Below are 16951 nucleotides of genomic sequence, written 5' to 3'. Positions count from 1 at the left end.
ATCATTGTCCGCCTGTCCCATCTTGGGAGCAAATCGCTTGCCAATCACCCTTTCTTTTTGTCTTCCGAACTCGTGTGCGACGTTCCGTCAAAGGACCACAGCACGGTGGCCCCTTCCAGCTTCGTTTCGATATGCACCGGCCGCCGCCACAGCTTGTAGAGCGACGTCAGCGTGTCCTGCGCGAAGTTCTGTTGCAGCTCGGCCCCACTGAAGCGGTGCTCCAGCAACAGCTCGCCGCGGTTCTTGTAGTTGCCGTCCTTTACATAAATGATCGGCCGACCCATGTTCGTTAAATTATAGAGAAGTCGCTGTTTTACGTTGGGAAATTCGCGACTCTCGATCTCGTAGAACCCCGACTCCTGCTGATAACCGAACGAAAACAGCTTGTGCCGGCGGCAAAAGTCGAGCGTCAGAAATTCGTCGATGAACGTCAGATCGTTGTGGATCTTGCGGACTTCGAAGATCTTTTCGCGCCCTTTCATCGTCGGCTTGTTCCAGTGAATCTTCTCCTGCCAGTCTTCGCAGTTGTCGTAATCTTCGCCGTAGGCGCCGCGATTCCAGCGATCTTCGATATCGCGATAGAGCTCGACACCTAGCTTGTATGGGTTCAATCGCGTCCGCGAACCGGCCAACGTGCCCGCGCAGTGATCGGCGTAGCAAACGAGGTCCTTCGCCTCCATCGCATGCTTGGTCATGATCGTGCTGTGCCAGTAAGTGGCCCAGCCTTCGTTCATGATTTTGGTTTGCCCCTGCGGCGCAAAGTAATAGGCCTCTTCGCGGACGATGCCGAGCACATCGGCTTGCCAGTTCTTCAGCGGCGCATTCTCCGAAAGGAAGAGCATCACGTCGCGCATCGGCTCGGGCGGGAAGTTCCCTTTTTTCTCCATGTCTTGTTTCAGTTGAGCCCGCTCAGCGTCCATCGACTTCCGCGGGTTCACGTACCGATCGAGATAATCCTTCGATTGAAACCGAGTCGGCGCAGTCGGGTCGACATAGTCATCGTCGTCGTCTTCATCGTGACGCACAGGGGGCGGCGCATCATCACGTCGCTTGATGTGCGGCGAATAGATATCGATCAAGTCCTCCAGGCTGAGGCAGCAGTCGATGAAATTCTCGACTTCTTCGACGCCAAAGCGATCCATGTAGTTCCGAATCCGATTGCCGTGGTTGGCCATCGTATCGATCATGCGCCGGTCGGTTTTATTGAACCAGGCGTTGTTTTTGAAGAAGTCGCAATGGCCATAGACGTGGGCCATCACCAGCTTCTGGTCGGTCACGCCGTTGCTGCCGAGCAAGTAGGCGTAGCACGGGTTGTTGTTGATCACGAGCTCGTAAATTTTCTGCAAGCCGTACGAATAGCCCTTCGCGAGCTGTTCGTACTCCATGCCGAACCGCCAGTGCGGGTAGCGAGTCGGAAAGCCGCCGTACGCCGCGACCGCGTTCAACTGCTCGGCGTCGACGACCTCGAAAATCGTCGGAAAGAAATCCAAGCCGTAGTTGCGGGCATGAGCTTCAATCTGCCGCTGAATCTCGGTGAGCTCTTCGGTCAAATTGCGAAAACGATGGAGGGCTGGCATGTTCGATTTCCCTATTTGCCTTTCCCCAAAAACGTCTTGATCGATTCGTAAATCGCTTCCTTGCTGGCGATCTCCGACAATACAAGTTGTTCGTGCTCCGTCCCAAAAGCTTCTTCCAGCACGCGGATGTATTCGCCGCTGCCGTAGGGGCTCTCAACCTGGCCGTAGCAGAACAAATTGCAGATCGGCAGGATCTCTTCCTTCAACATCGCTAGTGATTGGCGGTTGTCTTCGCCCCAGTTGTCGCCGTCGGAAAACTGGAAGGCGTAGATGTTCCACTGCGACGGATCGAACTTTTCTTTGATTAGCTGCAGCGCCACTTTGTACGCCGTGCTGATCCGCGTGCCGCCGCTTTCGCGGGTGTGATAAAAAGTCTCCTCGTCAACCTCTTTCGCGGCTGCATCGTGAATGATGTAGCGGCGCTCGAGGCCCGTGTACTGACTCCGCAGCCAAGTATCGATCCAAAACGCTTCGGTCCGCACGATCTCTTTCTGCTCATCGGTCATCGAGCCGCTGACGTCCATGATGTAGAGGATCACCGCGTTTGCGACCGGCTCGGAAACCGTTTCCCACGAGCGATAGCGGCGGTCGTCTTTGTACGGCACGATCTTGGGATCGGCGGGACGATAACTCCCTTCCGAAAGTTGCCGCTTCAGGGCCTGTACGTAGGTGCGACGGAAATGGCGGAGCGACTCCGGTCCGACTTTGCGAACGCTGGTGTAGCGAACTTTGTCCTGCTCGATGTTCGCTTTTCCTTTCGGTTCGATCCGCGGCAATTGGAGTTCCTGGCCGAGAATCGCCGCGAGTTCGTCGAGCGAAACATCCACTTGCATGACATGCTCGCCGGCATCGCTGCCGGCTTTGCCTTGCCCTGGTTCGCCGTCTTCACCGGGCGCGAGGGCTTGGCCGACTTCGCCTTCTCCCTGACCAACGCCGCCGCGGCCGTTTTGTCCGTAGCGGAAGTGGGGCACGTCGAGCTGCGGCAGCGGAATCGACACGAGGTCTTTTCCCTTACGGCCAATCATCTCGCCGTGCGTCACGTACTTCCGCAGATTCTGGCGAATCTTCCCCTTCACGATTTCTTTGAAGCGGTTGTTATCGCGATCGATTTTCATCGACATGACAGCACCTGTTTCCTTCCGCGCTACTTGCGCTTCACATCCCCACGGGCAAAGATGCTGGCCACGTAATGCAGCACGTCGTTCGCGCTTTCGTCGTCGTAGCCGAAGTCGCGGATCAGCCGGCTCTTCACGACGTCGATCTTGGCTTGCGTATCCTTGTCGACCACTTGCGACACCAGGCTCGTGAGCTTGATGGTGTCCTTTTGGTCTTCGAACAGTTTCAATTGCAGCGCTCGGTACAGCCGTTCGTTCGCTTTGTAGTCGAACGTCTTGCCGTCGATCATCAGCGCGCCGATGTAGTTCATGATTTCGCGGCGGAAATCGTCCTTGCGACTTTCGGGAATGTCGATCTTTTCCTCGATCGACCGCATCATCCGTTCATCCGGATCTTCGGTTTGTCCGGTGAATTTGTTGCGTACCTTTTCGCGTTGTGTATAGGCCTTGATGTTGTCGATGTAGTTGCCGCACAATCGCTTGAGGGCATCTTCATCGGCAGCAATTGCCCGTTGAACTTCGTTCTTCACGATGTTCTCGTACTCTTCCTTCACCACGCCGAGCAGTTCGCGATATTTCGCGCGCAGTTCTTCGCTGGTGATCAAGCTGTGATGCTTCAGCCCCGCTTCGAGTTCGTTCATCACCATGAAGGGATTGATCGACTTCGCATCGAGGTGGGCGACCAGAGCATTGCTGATTTTGTCCTGCACATACCGCGGGCTGATGCCGTGCAAGCCTTCGCCGACGGCTTCCTCTTTCATCTCCTTAATGTTTTCTTCCGTGAAACCCGGCAGCGTGCGGCCGTTGTACAGCTTCAGCTTTTGCAGCAGCGTGAGGCTGGCGTTGTTCGGCGGCTCAAGTCGCGTGAGAATCGCCCACATGGCGGCCATCTCGATGGTGTGCGGGGCAATGTGCTTCCCCTTTACCTTGCCGCTGTTGTAGTCCTTTTCGTAAATCTTGATTTCGTCGCTCAGCTTAGTGACGTACGGCACGTCGATCTTTACCGTGCGATCGCGGAGAGCTTCCATGAACTCGTTGTTCTGGAGGCGACGATATTCCGGCTCATTCGTATGACCGAGAATCACTTCGTCGATGTCAGTTTGCGCGAACTTCTTCGGCTTGACCTTGTGTTCCTGACTCGCGCCCAGCAAGTCGTAGAGGAACGCGACGTCGAGCTTCAGCACTTCGATGAACTCGATGATGCCGCGGTTGGCGACATTGAATTCGCCGTCGAAATTGAACGCTCGTGGATCGCTATCGCTGCCGTACTCGGCGATCTTGCGATAGTTGATATCGCCGGTCAGCTCGGTGCTGTCCTGGTTCTTTTCGTCCTTGGGTTGGAACGTACCAATGCCGCAACGGTCCTGCTCGCTGAGCGTGATCCGCTTCACACGCACGTCTTCAATGACCTTCGTCCAGTCACCGCCGTGCTTCTTCAACCGCTCGGAATACATGAACCGGCAGTAAGGGCACAGTTCGCCCACGATCCGCACTTTGTAATCTTGATCGTCCTTGCCGGCATTCAAATCGGCGAGCACATCATCGCGAAAGCGTTCCGGCACAAGGTGCATCGGCTCTTCGTGCATCGGGCACCACAGCACGTCTTCGTTCCCTTCGACAACCCAACCGAGCGTGTAAACCGCGCCGGCATCGGTCGTCGAATAACGTTCAAGGCCGCGCTTCATCATCCGCGCAATCGTGCTTTTGCTGCTGCCGACCGGGCCGTGCAACAGCAGCACGCGTTTCTCAATGCCGTAACCCTTGGCGGCTGACATGAGCGCGTTGACGAAGCTCTCGAGCGTTTCGTCGAGTCCAAAGACCGCGTCGCGACCGCCGTTGTCGGGGTCGTCGAAGAATTTGAAATGAGTCCGCTTCACGCCGCGCGACTCTTCGTACACGTTCGTGCCGTACGAGATGACCATGTCGTAGACGCGCTCGAACGCGTTACGGGTCACCGCTGGCGTTTCGCGCACCAGATCGAGATATTCCTCGAACGTGCCGACCCAGCTCTTCTTGCGGAACTGGTCGAGATCTTGCCGACCGCCGATCATGGCGATGATGCTTTTGCCTGCCGTCATTGCACCGTCCTCCTCAAATCGCACGCTTGGCGTGCGCGGTGGCTGCACATTCGGTGCCCATGGCCCTCGCTTACCACGAGGGTCGCGGGCCCTGTGAGCGGCCGCGATGTGTTTGCTGCGAGTACGCAACTTGGATGCTGCGACTACGCAGGTTGTTCCGAATTCAACATGGCCCGCGCGTCTGAAGTTGTGACAATTTTGCGGCCGTTGGGTTCGCCAGCACGCATCACTTCGTAGCGATGCCTTGCCGAGTGCGCAGCAGTCGACTCTGGCTGTCACCGAGAGTTGGCTAAAGCGCCTAGCGACCGGGAGCGATCAGCACGAAACGTCGGTAGGTTGCAACCGGCTGGGGAGAAGATGCCGGGCAAGAATGCCGACGCTAAATTGCGACCGCGAGTCGCTGCGTCCCAAGAAGATGCAAAAGAGCATTCCGTCAGAGGCGAGCAGAGTGGTAGGGCGGCACGCCAGCGTACAAATGCCGGAGCCAGGCTGATCCCTGCCAATCAATTCTCCTACCTCTCCTAAGTTAAGGTTATTTCCACATTTCAATTTCGGCAATAGCAGGTGCGCACGAATTTGTCACACTCTGTTCAAAAAATGCCTCAATTGCGGGAATTTGCAGCGTCTGCCATCCGGGGTCGGGAGTGTTTTCCGGCAGCGCGACAATTTCGGCAAGTTCACGTTGGCCGGAAAATTCTCCCGGCCCCTTGATCGCAACGGCGCGCGAGAACGGGAATTTCAATGGCCCGAAAATAGACCCGACCCTGGGCTGACATTACCGAGCAAGATTAGAACTCGCGAAAACTGTTCAGCGAGGCGTGCATCAGCGGCGCGTCTTTGGAATCCATGACGCGGAGGCTCAAGATGCAAACACGTTTGGTGCTGAAGATGATCTTGCCCGCGCCTTTGCCAACGGTGCCGGCATTGTCAAAGTCGTAGGAGAAATTCACCACGTTGGGAATTTCATCCGGGAGTTCAAAACCTTTGATGTTGCTCACCGGCCGCAGTTGGCCGAAGAGATGGATGAACGAGTGTTGCATTTGCAGGTAGGCGCGGCGGTGGTTGTGTGAGGCGTTGGGTCTCTCTTCGAGATGCACCATGATGATGTCGCCGACCTTTTCCCCCGGCTTCTTGCCGGTGCTGTTGACGGCCATCGTATCCCCGAACACCTTCTTGGGAATGTCTACCCACTCGAATTCCGGCAGCGCGGCAATCGAATACTCTCCGGCGATGGTGTGCGTCACCATGCCTGCTGGCGTGGCTGGCGGCAAAAAGCTCTGCAAGCCGCCGCCCGGCGGAGCGGCACCGGTGACCGGTGTGTTCTTGCCACCAAAAACCTTCTCCGTTTCGCGCGTCAGATCACCGGCAGGTTGCCCGGTAATCTCCCGAATTTCGGCGACGCTGTCTGGGAGCGACGATGCCGATCGAACCAGGGAAAACGCGTAGTACGCATAGCTGCCAATCACTCCCAGCACGATCAACGCAACCAAGCCGCCGCCACCCAGCATGAGGAGCATCGGCATGTTCAATCCACTACCGCTCTGCGATCTGATGGGCGCGGGCGCGAGCGATTTGGAAACCGGAGTCGAAAAGTCGGGCAGTGGTTCCAAGCCAAAATCATCGGGCTGTGGCACCGTGAGAGGTTGACGGCAAACCGGACAGGCCAGCGTCTGCCCAGCATATTCAGGGCGGGCCGCAAACGATTGTCCGCAACGGCAGGTTACTTTGATGGTCATGGTCGATGATTGTAGGCAACTTAAGCACGCCAAAGCCAGTTTTTTGCGGCGCTGTTGCGTCAAACAAATTATCCCTTCACGACCCCAATCGGCCGCATGCGCGCGACCTTCTTCGCCAGGTTGGCTTGATGCACAACATTCACCACGAGGTCGACATCCTTGTAGGCATCGGGCTGTTCCTCAGCCAAGCCGCGCCAACTTCGCGCGCGGGCTTCGATTCCCTTGGCGAGTAGCTCTTGATCGATCCGCCGACCGGCTGCATGCGCGACGGCTGCTGTGCGACTCATCACGCGCCCCGCGCCGTGACAGGCCGTGCCGAATGATTGCTCCATGCTGCCAGGTTGACCGACGAGCACCCAACTTGCGCGGCCCATATCGCCGGGAATAATCACCGGCTGACCGATGGCTGAATACTGCGCGGGAATCTCCGGATGGCCCGCCGGAAACGCCCGCGTGGCGCCCTTGCGATGGACCCAGACTTTCTTCTTCACGCCAGCGACCGTGTGTTCTTCGAGCTTCGCAATGTTGTGCGCCACGTCATAGATGAGCCCCATCTGCAACGCTTCCCAGCCTTTGCCGAAGGTCAGCTCGAACGACTCGCGAGCCTGCCACATCAGCAGCTGACGATTGCAAAAGCCGTAGTTCGCCGCAGCCGACATCGCGCCCAGATAATGCTCGCCCTCTTCGCTGTGAACCGGTGCGCAGACGAGTTGCTTGTCAGGCAGATCAATGCCGTACTTCGTCGGCGCTTTGCGGAGATCGCGCAGGGCATCGTCGCAAACTTGATAGCCCAAGCCGCGACTGCCGGAATGGATCATCACGCAGACCATGTCCTTCTCGAGCCCCATCACCTCGGCGGCTTCGGCATCGAAGATGGCATCGACGACCTGCACTTCGAGAAAATGATTTCCCGAGCCGAGCGTGCCGCACTGTTTGCCGCCGCGCTCCAGCGCGCGATCGGTCACGTTCTCTGGATCCGCCGTTTCCAGGCAGCCGCCCGCTTCGGTATTTTCGAGATCACTCGCCGTCACCAGGCCACGTCGCTTGAGGTAAGCGGCACCATCGCCCATCAGCTGCTTCAACTCGCGCGGATTGAAGCGATACTTACCATCCTGACCGAGTCCAGCGGGAACGTGCGTGTAAAGTGTGTCCATCAGTCGACGCAGATGCGGCTTCACGTCTTGATAGAAAAGATTCGACCGCACGAGTCGCACGCCGCAGTTGATGTCGTAGCCAACACCGCCCGGCGAAATGACGCCACCCTCGTTCGGATCGGTCGCACACACGCCACCAATGCAAAAGCCGTAGCCCCAATGAATGTCGGGCATGGCCAGACTGGCGTGCTGAATGCCGGGCAAGAACGCCACGTTGGCCACTTGCTCCGCGGCCTGGTCGGCGCGAATCAGCTTCATCAACTCTTCGTCGGCGAAGATCAGCCCATCGACGCGCATTCCCTCGCGATACGACTTTGGAATCCGCCAGAGATAATCGTTGACCTTCTCAATCGGTCCGTGAAATCCGCCCTTAGGCATCGTCTTGTCCTTAGGTAGCCCGTAGCGTGAGCGAGGGCGTGTGGTTCTTCTTTGGCATTTTCATGTTTGGATCGCGTGGCACATTGGCCTCCGGTGGACTCCCTCGCTGACGCTACGGGCTTCCTAAATATCGACAATCACTTCGGCGAGCCAATCGCCGCCCGGTTGCTGCTCAACAAGCAAGCCGTGATACGTAATCGCTTTCACTTCGTGATCCAATTCGTGTCGCGCCGCATCGGCCACTTCGCCGCGGGCTACAGCGCGGAGTTTGAACTCCTCGCCAGTTTGTTTGATCTGCACGTCGAACTCACTCAGCAGCAATCGCGATTCCTCAAATGCATACAGCAACTCGCTGAGCCAATCGAACAGCAGATATTCCAGCGAATCGCTCGCTAGCTCAATCGATTTCTCAGAGACTCGCTGCACCGCGTCGAGATTTGCCAGTTGTGCAATCAACCCGCGCGCTGCTTCCGCGAACAGCTCCTCCAGCGACCTTGCTCGCGCGCGAATCCCTAAGTCTGCTGTGTGTTCGAAAACTTCAAACATGGTTGCTCGAAGGGAAAGGAGCAAAGTGGGTACGAAATGGTTCGCGCATTCGGGAGGGAGAGCTCCCGAAACGGCGCAGACCTAAGTTGTCGCCGGTCGCTGTCTAATCGAGTAACACCGGTGACGCCGGAATGAGATTACCTCAATTCACTCGTGAGCTGTGCGAGGCCGAAGCTAGTCACTGCTGCGCGGCGCCAAAATCGGGCGGTTCGGTTGAAGGTATCGGTCAGCTGGGAATGGTTATGAAAACGTTGCCAAGATCTAACAGGCGGTTATGGAGGTGTTATAGGAATGGTTATACCGAGGTTATAACCCGTTATTGGACACTTGTCAGAATGTTGTTCCGAAGTCATTGCCAGGCAAAGAGTTGTCGCGGGTTTTCGAAGAGTCGAAATCAAGGGCGAGGGGTTATAGACATCTCGGGACCATTTCGCGCAAAGCTTTTTGCAGTAAAGCTTTGCATGTATTTAAAAATCGTCATAACGGTTATAATGGTTATAATTCTGTCGCGGAATTCGCATATTTACACTGGTCGTTCGGCTGGTAGCAGTTGACCGGAGCGAACAGAAATCGGAGTTTGTTGACTTGTGCCCGCACTCCGTCACAATGAAACGGTGCGGGCTTTTCAACGCCGAACTCTCGGCGGTCGGAACAGGAGGCTGGAATGTATCGACATCTCTGCGCGCAGAACTACCTGCGCTGGCTGGTTCTCTCCGTTTTCTTGATCACTCAGCCCGCCTTCGCTGAAGTCATCACGCTGAAGAATGGCATGCGGATTGAGGGGAGCGTCGGCAAGATCGGCAGCCTCGATGGGGCCGTTGCGGCGGGAGCAGCCGGCGGTGGCGATGTCGCGGTCAAAGAGATCGTGATCATCGACGACGATTTGCGCCGCGTGTTTGTCGGCCAGAAGAGCGTGCAGACGTTTGGCGATTCGCAGATGAGCGCCTTCGAGCGAATCAAGTTGCAGCAAGCCGTCGCTTCGGCAGGGCCTGGCATCGCCTCGGTGGGCCCGATCGTAAAGGTCGAACCGTTTGATAAGTATGGCCGTCGCACTTTCACGATGGCGGGAAACAAGGGAAACATCGACGTCATTCAGGGGATCACCGAGATCACGCCGAAGTTTACGAAGGTCGAAGCCCTCACGCGCGGCAGTTATCAATACGTCTGGTCGATGCGGATCGCCACGAGCTCGATCCCGCGCGAGACGCTCAGCGAAATCCTGATGCATCGGATCGATCCGAAGAACGCGGAACAACGGCTGAGCATCGTGCGGTTGTATTTGCAGGCGCAGCGCGTTCAAGACGCTCGCGCGGAGCTCGAAGGAGTCATTCGCGACTTTCCGAATCTCGGCAATCTGCAAGAACTCGTCGGCCGCTTGCGAGCCACCGGCAGCAACATGCTCTTTAAGGAAATCGAACTCCGTCGCGAAGCCGGGCAGCATCGCCTGGCCATCGACATGCTCACGAATTTTCCCAGCGAAGGCGTCGGCGGCGAAATGAAGCTGCAAGCCACCGATACGCTCAAGGAATATGAAGACATCAAGGCCAAGGGGGACCTCGTCTTGGAATTGATGAAAGAACATCATTCCAAAATCGAACTGGATGGACCTCGCCAAAAAGCCTTGCCGCTGTGCCAGGAAATCGCGGCCGAGATGAACATCCACACGCTCAATCGCATGGCCGACTATCTGCGGCTGCAGAACGATCCCAAAATGACGCCGGACCAAAAGCTGTCGCTGGCGATCAGCGGTTGGTTGATGGGGAGCGGCAACGGCACGGACAACTTGGCCGTGGCACTGGCGCTCGCGCAAGTTCGGGACCGCGTGCGCGACTATCTCCTTGCCAAGCGCAAGCCGGAACGGGATGCAGCCCTGACCGCGCTCAACAGCTTGGAAGGTAGCACGCCGGAATCGGTGGCCAAGCTCATCGCTCACATGAAGCCGCCGATGGCCACTTTTGCGGTCATCAAAGGGCCAGAACCGGATCCGGCCATCCCGGAGAAGAAAGCCGAGCCGGTTGCTGGCCCCGCCGTTGCGCCGCCGGCTGTTCGAGCTCCGGTGGTTGCGCCGCCAGCTCCAATCGCGCCGGGAAAGAAGGGTCCGGGCGGTTTGCTCGATGACAAGTTGCCCGCCGCGCCGCCGCCGGCCGAAGTGATCAAGGCCAACAAAGTGGTGTTGCCGCCGCCCGTCGATAAGGACGGTTCGCCGATCGGCGACTTGCCCGCCTATGCAGGCATCAATGGCTTGCTGCAGTTGCAGACGCCCGGCATCAGCGAAGATCCGATCATCAACTATTACGTGCAGTTGCCGCCCGAATACGATCCTTATCGGCGTTATCCCTGCATCGTCACGCTCAACGGCGCTGGGACCAACGCGTTGCAGCAAGTCGATTGGTGGGCCGGCCCGCATTCAGCAAAGGCTGGTATGCGTTACGGCCAGGCGACTCGGCATGGCTATATCGTGATTGCGCCGGTTTGGACGCGCGATCATCAGCGCGAGTACGAGTTCACGGCCCGCGAACATGCCGCTGTGTTGTATTCGGTGCGCGATGCTATTCGCCGTTTTTCGATCGATACCGACAAGGTCTTTTTGAGCGGCCACTCAATGGGCGCCGATGCCGCTTGGGATATCGGCCTGGCCCATCCCGATCACTGGGCCGGCGTGATTCCGATCGTGGCCCGCGCCGATAAGTACATCACCCGCTACCAAGAGAACGGTCGCAATCTGCCGATGTATTTTGTCTGCGGCGAGAAGGACGGCGACAAATGGTTTGTGAACGCTGCCGACTGGGAAAAGTATCTGAAGTACGTCGGCTACGATTCGATGGTCGTTCAGTTTCAAGGCCGCGGCCACGAACACTTTCATGACGAGATTCAGAACATTTTTGAATGGATGAATCTCCATCGCCGCAACTTCTTCCCCAAGAAGTTTGAAGCCAACGTGCTGCGAAGTTGGGATCGTTACTTCTGGTTTGTCGAAGTCGACCAGATGTCGGACAAGAGCGTGGTCGATCCGGTGCAATGGCCGCCACCGCGCGGCACGCTGCCGACGAAGATCGAAGGGGCGATCTTGCCGAACAACGGCATCTCGGCCGATACCTCGGCGGGCAAGATCACCGTTTGGCTGTCGCCCGAAATGATCGATTTCGACAACAAGCCGTTCGTCGTCTTGAAAAAAGGCAAACGGGTGCTGAACCCGCAACCTGACTTGCCGGTGCTACTGGAAGATGTGCGGACGCGCGGCGACCGGCAGCATCCGTTTTGGGCAAAGGTAACGAACTGATGGTGATTTTTCGGTGCCGCCAGAGATTTTAATTGGCCCTGCCAGCGGTGCTGGTTGAGTTCTGCTGGTACGGGATTACTTCCGGGGGCCTCGACCACACCTTTCGAAGTATCGAATCATACTGCATCAACGCCGCTTGCTAGCACGCGAGAAGAAAACTCATCTTTGGCAGAATGGGCAGCAGGGCTAAACTGCTCCCCATGTTGCGGAACTCTCCACCGACGCTGATGACTTGCCTGCTGTTGCCGGCGCTGCTGATTGCAGCCTGCGGCTGCAATGTGACGAAGTCGCGCCTGGCGACCGAGCAGCTGGTGATTTCTGATGCGGTGGATCACGCGGTCAGCCAGATCGACTTCAGCCCGCTGTCGGGCCGTCGGGTGTATCTCGATAAAAGCATGCTGCCTACGGCGAGTGCTCCGGACAAACCGGCCATCATCAACGGCAACGTGGGATACGTCATCGGCTCGCTGCGGCAGCAGATGCTGGCCTACAACTGCCTGCTGCAGGACAAAGCCGACGACGCCGACATCATCGTCGAAGCCCGACTCGGCGCGATGAGCGCCGATAGCGACGAACAGACTTATGGTGTACCGACCGGCGTGATGTTGCACACGGCAGCCGCGGCGGTAACTCCCGGCGGCAGTTCGTTGCCGCAACTGCCCGATCTATCGCTGGGCCGGCGAAATCATCAACTCGGCGCCGCGCGCATCGGTGTCGTGGCATATGACCGCGCGACTCGTGAGCCTGTGTGGCAGGCGGGCATCGCCACGGGCAACAGCACGGCAAAAGATTTGTGGGTGCTCGGTATCGGGCCGTTTCAAAAAGGGCGCATCTACGACCAGGTGCAAACCTCGTCTCCCGCTCCTGGTATGCGGACGCCCAATCCCATGCCGCGCGGCCTGACCAGTTTTTCTCAACCGCAAACTTTTCAGCGAGCGCTAGCTCGCGATGAACAAATACCTGCTCGAATTTTGACACCGCAAAACTCCTCTCCTGTAGCTAATCCCGCTGCAGCAGTGGCCGGCAGTCGAAATTGATGCGTCAGACGTTGCAAAGGAATGCACATGACCGCTGAATCCCAACCCCGCTTTCTAATTACCCGCCTTAGCGCGATCGGCGACTGCGTGCTGACCATGCCGCTCGCCTGTGCCCTGCGCGATGCCTTCCCCCACGCTTGGATTGGCTGGGTTGCCGAGAAAGCCGGCGGTTCGCTGCTGCAAGGACATGCTGCGATCGATCAGGTCATCATCGCGCCAAAAGGCGTGCTCAAGTCGCCTCGCAAACTCTGGACGCTGCGCAAAGAGCTACAAGCCCTGCGGCCCGATATTACGCTAGATCCACAAGGCCTGCTCAAAAGCTCGGTCCTCGGCTGGCTGAGTGGAGCAAAACGGCGAATCGGCTTTCGTCCGCCGGTTGGTCGCGAACGCTCGCATTGGTTCAACAACGATTTGATCCAGTCCACTGAGCGCCACGTCGTTGGTCGCTACCGGCAACTGCTGACCAGACTCGATGTGGACCTGCCGCCCGTTCGTTTCGATCTGCCGCGGCCGGTGCAAAATCAACGGTCGATTGCGGCTTGGTTGTATTCGCAAAATCTGGCTGACAAGCCCATGGCGTTGATCAATCCCGGCGCGGGTTGGGATTCAAAGCTTTGGCCCGCCGATCGTTTCGCCGCGGTGGCGCGCTACCTGGAAAGCCAACAAGACCTGCGGACCGTTGTTGTTTGGGCCGGTGAACTGGAGCGGGTATGGGCCAAGCAAATCGTCGCGCAGTCGAACGGCGCCGCGATTCTCGCCCCCAGCACCTCGCTGCCGGATCTCGCTGAACTCGCTCGTCACGCGACAATGTTCGTCGGCTCCGACACGGGGCCGCTGCACATGGCCGCCGCCGTCGGAGTTCCCTGCGTCGGCATCTATGGCCCGACCGATCCTGCCGATTGCGGACCTTTTGGCCCGCACCATCGAACCGTGCAAGCCTTTCTGCAGACGGGCTCTTCGCGTGAACGTCGCGAGGCCGAGAACATCGCGATGCGGGCCGTCACCGTGGAACAAGTGACTGCCGCTTGCCACGAAGTCCTGCGAGCAACTCGCCGGCAACTGCAACCGATCGCTGCTTAGTGATAGGCCGTTCTTAACGAGAATGTGAGCGCACAAAAAAGCTGTTCCGAAAAACTCGGAACAGCCAATTTGAACATCACTCGCAGACCGTTCTACCGCTTGCTGCTCAGCTGGCCAACCGTTGCCGCGTGCGGCCGTTGCTGCATGCCATTCTCGAGCACATCGACACGGATTGCCGATTCTTGCGAGCTATGCATTTTCTTCCGCTGGGTGAGCAACCGCTGCGATTGCGGATAGCGCGCGATGCCTTGTTCGAGAGTTCGCGCTGCCGCTTCGATTTGCCCCTGCTGCTGCAACAGTTGCGTGTGGCAAGAGATGGCGATCTCGCGAATGTCGGGCAGATGCCACAACTGCGAGTTCACTTGGCCGTGCTCGGCAGCGACAGCGAACGAACGAATGGCAAGCTCCATGCGTTGCGTACTCTGCAGGTAGCCGCCAAGTGCGCACAACAGCTGGGCATCGAGGGGAAACTGCTCGATCGCCGTGAGGCAAAGCTGCATCTGTTCGATCACCGCATTCGGGCCGGGAATGCTGGTCAGCAAGCCGTAGTACGCTTCGAGCATTTCGGTCGAATTCGCCGCGGCCAATTCCTGGGCCCGGCGGAAATGCTGAGTCGCCTGCGGATGTTCTTGCAGAGCCTGATGCGCTTCGCCAAGGCAATTGAGCATGTCGGCCGTGGGGCCTTTTTGAGCGATTTGCAGATCGGCGAGGCGGATATTTCGCCGAGCCCGATCGGCTTTGATTTGTGGATTGTGCTCGCGGTTGCTCCGCTGAATCGTCAGCGGCAAATGTTCGGCTTCCATGTTGAACGCCGTCAGCGACCGCTGCAGCGATTCCCGCACTCGGCCATGAAAAATCAGGCCCGGCCGATTCGCATGCAGCCGCAACCGAGCCACTTGCTCGCCACCGATCTGACCCGCGGCCGGCGGCGTCGCAACTCGCAAAAAGTAAGCTCGGCCGTCGTCGGCATAGTCTTCGACAAACTGCTTGAGGAGCGCTGCATCGCCGGGCAGCAGCGTTTCACCCGCATCCAGCCACAAAATCCAGGGTGAGCGAATGTGCGGCAGCAGCGCGTTGCGAGCGCCGGCAAAGTTGTCATCCCATAGGTAGTTGATGACCCGTGCCCCGGCGAGCGCCGCCGTTTCAGACGTCGTATCGTGCGAACCCGTGTTGAGCACCACGACCTCGGCAGCAAGATCGCGAATGCTCTCGAGCGTTTGATGAATAAGCATCGCCGCGTCGCGCGCAATGATGGCCACGCACAGCCCGCGCGGTTGATTCGATTTCTTCATGACCCAGCCCTCTGACACAGCCATCCCTGGCGGTACGGAATTACAAGCGGCGGGACTTTAGCAAGGTGAATCGCAGCGGGCTAGAGAGAATTGCAGCCGCTAGCAGCCATTGGAATGGCTATTTCCTAATCACTCGCGCCGGCTGCGCGAGTTGCAGCCAATCGACCGTGCGGTCGAAGTGCTCTTGCGAGTGGCCAAGCTGGGCGAGCACCGGCGGCACGCAGCGCAGTTCGAGTTCACAGCGATTGAACCGGACGCTGGGGTCGGATCCGTCCGGCGGCAAGACGTCGTTCAAGACGATGCCGGCAACTGGCAATCCCGAGCCGAAGGCTTGGGCTGCGATCAGCGTTTGTAGTGTGTGATTGATCGTGCCAATCCGATTGGCGGCGACGATAACGAGCGGGAAGCCGAAGTCGCGAGCAAGATCGGCGACGTAGTCTTCTTCGCCGACCGGCGACATCAGGCCGCCGGCTCCTTCGACGATAACGACATCGCTCCGCTTGAGCCAATACTGCAAGCCGCGACGAAGTTGCGCGGCGTCGATTTCCTTCCGTTCCTCTTTGGCCGCGAGATGCGGCGCGAGGGGCGCTTCGAAACGCTGCGGACAAACGGCGGATAACTTTCCAGGTCGACCGGCTGCATTCCAGAGCGCCACGGCATCGTCGGAGACGAGTGTTCGCTTGCCATCGCGATGACAACCGCTGGCGGCGGGCTTGTATACACCGACTCGCCAACCGACTTGCGCGAGTTCGCGAGCAATCGACGCGGCTACGTAAGTCTTTCCCACGCCGGTGTCGGTTCCGGCGATGAACAAACCACGCACGCGGGCCGCATGCGGATTCAGCGAGGGCGCGGCGGCAGACTTGCGGGCAGCAACCGTGCGTCGTCCTGTAGTAACTCGTCCCATGCTGCCACCGTAGCAATTCAGGCGCGAGTGCAAAAGAAGGGTTGTGCCGGTTGTATTGGCTGGGGGGTTGACGGCGCTTTAGAATCGACGGCGCAGTTTGTAACCAGGTGCCCGCGTAACTAGTGTGGAGTTAGACCCTGTTTCGCTCCCCGCTTTGAGAATACTCCCATGATTCGCCGCTTCGCTTTGCTCTGCAGCGTACTGCTGCTCGCCCTCGTTTCTGCCAATGTCGCTCAGGCCCAGTTTCCCTACGGTGGCGATGTCGCTGCTTGGAATGGTTGGGGCGGTTACGGCGGGGGTGGTGGTTGGGGTTACCTTGGCACGCGCGTCGGTTTCGTGCCGCAGCCTCCCTACTACGCGATTCATCCGCCGGTGTACTACAGCGCTCAGATCATTCGCCGTCCGTACGGCTACAGCCCCTACGCCTATCCGCCGACTTATCCGCAGTTCGGTCAACAGATGATCGAAAGCCGCTCGTCGGCTGCGTCTGATCCAACGGTGTTCATCAATCCTTATGCCCAGCCGAATGGTGGTGGGCAACTGCCGCCCCCGCGCGTTGGCCCGGCCGCTGGCGACAACTCTTCCGTGCAGCCGCAGATGATCATCAATCCGTATGTGATCCGCCGCGAAGTCGCTGCTCGCTAAGGTCGCCTTTCACTCGGTGAAAGACGCACGCTTTCGCGGGAGCGAGAGCCGAAAGCCGACAGACGGCCTATACGCTCTGCAGGCAACCTGCGAAAATTCGCTGGTTGCCTGCTCGATGTGAGCTGA

The 16951-nt window shown here is 58.3% G+C and carries 13 protein-coding genes; 4 read left to right on the top strand and 9 right to left on the bottom strand.

Annotated features, from left to right (window positions below; genetic code table 11):
* Positions 1 to 44: 44 nt before the first annotated feature.
* The 7 genes from M9Q49_RS13740 to M9Q49_RS13710 form a co-directional block, all read right to left on the bottom strand.
* Complete coding sequence (locus M9Q49_RS13740) at positions 45 to 1577, bottom strand: SpoVR family protein (protein ID WP_254509327.1); 1533 nt, start codon at positions 1575 to 1577, stop codon at positions 45 to 47.
* A gap of 11 nt (positions 1578 to 1588) precedes the next feature.
* A complete protein-coding gene (locus tag M9Q49_RS13735; protein ID WP_254509326.1) occupies positions 1589 to 2698 on the bottom strand; it encodes a DUF444 family protein in 1110 nt (369 codons plus the stop codon).
* 23 nt (positions 2699 to 2721) lie between these two features.
* On the bottom strand, positions 2722 to 4770 hold the full coding sequence (locus M9Q49_RS13730; RefSeq protein ID WP_254509325.1) for a PrkA family serine protein kinase: 2049 nt from the start codon (positions 4768 to 4770) through the stop codon (positions 2722 to 2724).
* Between the two features lie 532 nt (positions 4771 to 5302).
* A complete protein-coding gene (locus tag M9Q49_RS13725) occupies positions 5303 to 5512 on the bottom strand; it encodes a hypothetical protein (protein ID WP_254509324.1) in 210 nt (69 codons plus the stop codon).
* Between the two features lie 46 nt (positions 5513 to 5558).
* Entirely contained in the window at positions 5559 to 6506 is a 948-nt protein-coding gene (locus M9Q49_RS13720) for a hypothetical protein (RefSeq protein WP_254509323.1), read from the bottom strand.
* 68 nt (positions 6507 to 6574) lie between these two features.
* Positions 6575 to 8038: an RtcB family protein gene (locus tag M9Q49_RS13715; RefSeq protein WP_315861176.1), complete on the bottom strand. Its 1464-nt coding sequence runs from the start codon at positions 8036 to 8038 to the stop codon at positions 6575 to 6577.
* Positions 8039 to 8161: 123 nt separating this feature from the next.
* Positions 8162 to 8584: an archease gene (locus tag M9Q49_RS13710; RefSeq protein WP_254509322.1), complete on the bottom strand. Its 423-nt coding sequence runs from the start codon at positions 8582 to 8584 to the stop codon at positions 8162 to 8164.
* Between the two features lie 664 nt (positions 8585 to 9248).
* Between M9Q49_RS13710 and M9Q49_RS13705 the strand changes: the two genes are divergently transcribed.
* From M9Q49_RS13705 to M9Q49_RS13695, 3 genes are all read left to right on the top strand, one after another.
* Complete coding sequence (locus M9Q49_RS13705) at positions 9249 to 11864, top strand: peptidase (RefSeq protein WP_254509321.1); 2616 nt, start codon at positions 9249 to 9251, stop codon at positions 11862 to 11864.
* Between the two features lie 200 nt (positions 11865 to 12064).
* On the top strand, positions 12065 to 12901 hold the full coding sequence (locus tag M9Q49_RS13700) for a DUF6655 family protein (RefSeq protein WP_254509320.1): 837 nt from the start codon (positions 12065 to 12067) through the stop codon (positions 12899 to 12901).
* A gap of 27 nt (positions 12902 to 12928) precedes the next feature.
* The gene (locus tag M9Q49_RS13695) at positions 12929 to 13981 is read left to right on the top strand and encodes a glycosyltransferase family 9 protein (RefSeq protein WP_254509319.1); all 1053 of its coding nucleotides are present in this window, start codon (positions 12929 to 12931) and stop codon (positions 13979 to 13981) included.
* A gap of 92 nt (positions 13982 to 14073) precedes the next feature.
* On the opposite strand, the gene M9Q49_RS13690 is transcribed toward M9Q49_RS13695, so the two are convergent.
* Together M9Q49_RS13690 and bioD are read right to left on the bottom strand one after the other, a co-directional pair.
* On the bottom strand, positions 14074 to 15273 hold the full coding sequence (locus M9Q49_RS13690; protein WP_254509318.1) for a glycosyltransferase: 1200 nt from the start codon (positions 15271 to 15273) through the stop codon (positions 14074 to 14076).
* A 118-nt stretch (positions 15274 to 15391) separates the two neighbouring features.
* Complete coding sequence (gene bioD, locus M9Q49_RS13685; RefSeq protein ID WP_254509317.1) at positions 15392 to 16180, bottom strand: dethiobiotin synthase; 789 nt, start codon at positions 16178 to 16180, stop codon at positions 15392 to 15394.
* Positions 16181 to 16348: 168 nt separating this feature from the next.
* Between bioD and M9Q49_RS13680 the strand changes: the two genes are divergently transcribed.
* A complete protein-coding gene (locus M9Q49_RS13680) occupies positions 16349 to 16825 on the top strand; it encodes a hypothetical protein (protein WP_254509316.1) in 477 nt (158 codons plus the stop codon).
* Positions 16826 to 16951: the final 126 nt, after the last annotated feature.

The organism is Anatilimnocola floriformis (assembly GCF_024256385.1).
Classification (GTDB): domain Bacteria; phylum Planctomycetota; class Planctomycetia; order Pirellulales; family Pirellulaceae; genus Anatilimnocola; species Anatilimnocola floriformis.
Note: the sequence above shows the minus strand (reverse complement) of the source record. Positions and strands in the feature narration are given on the sequence as shown.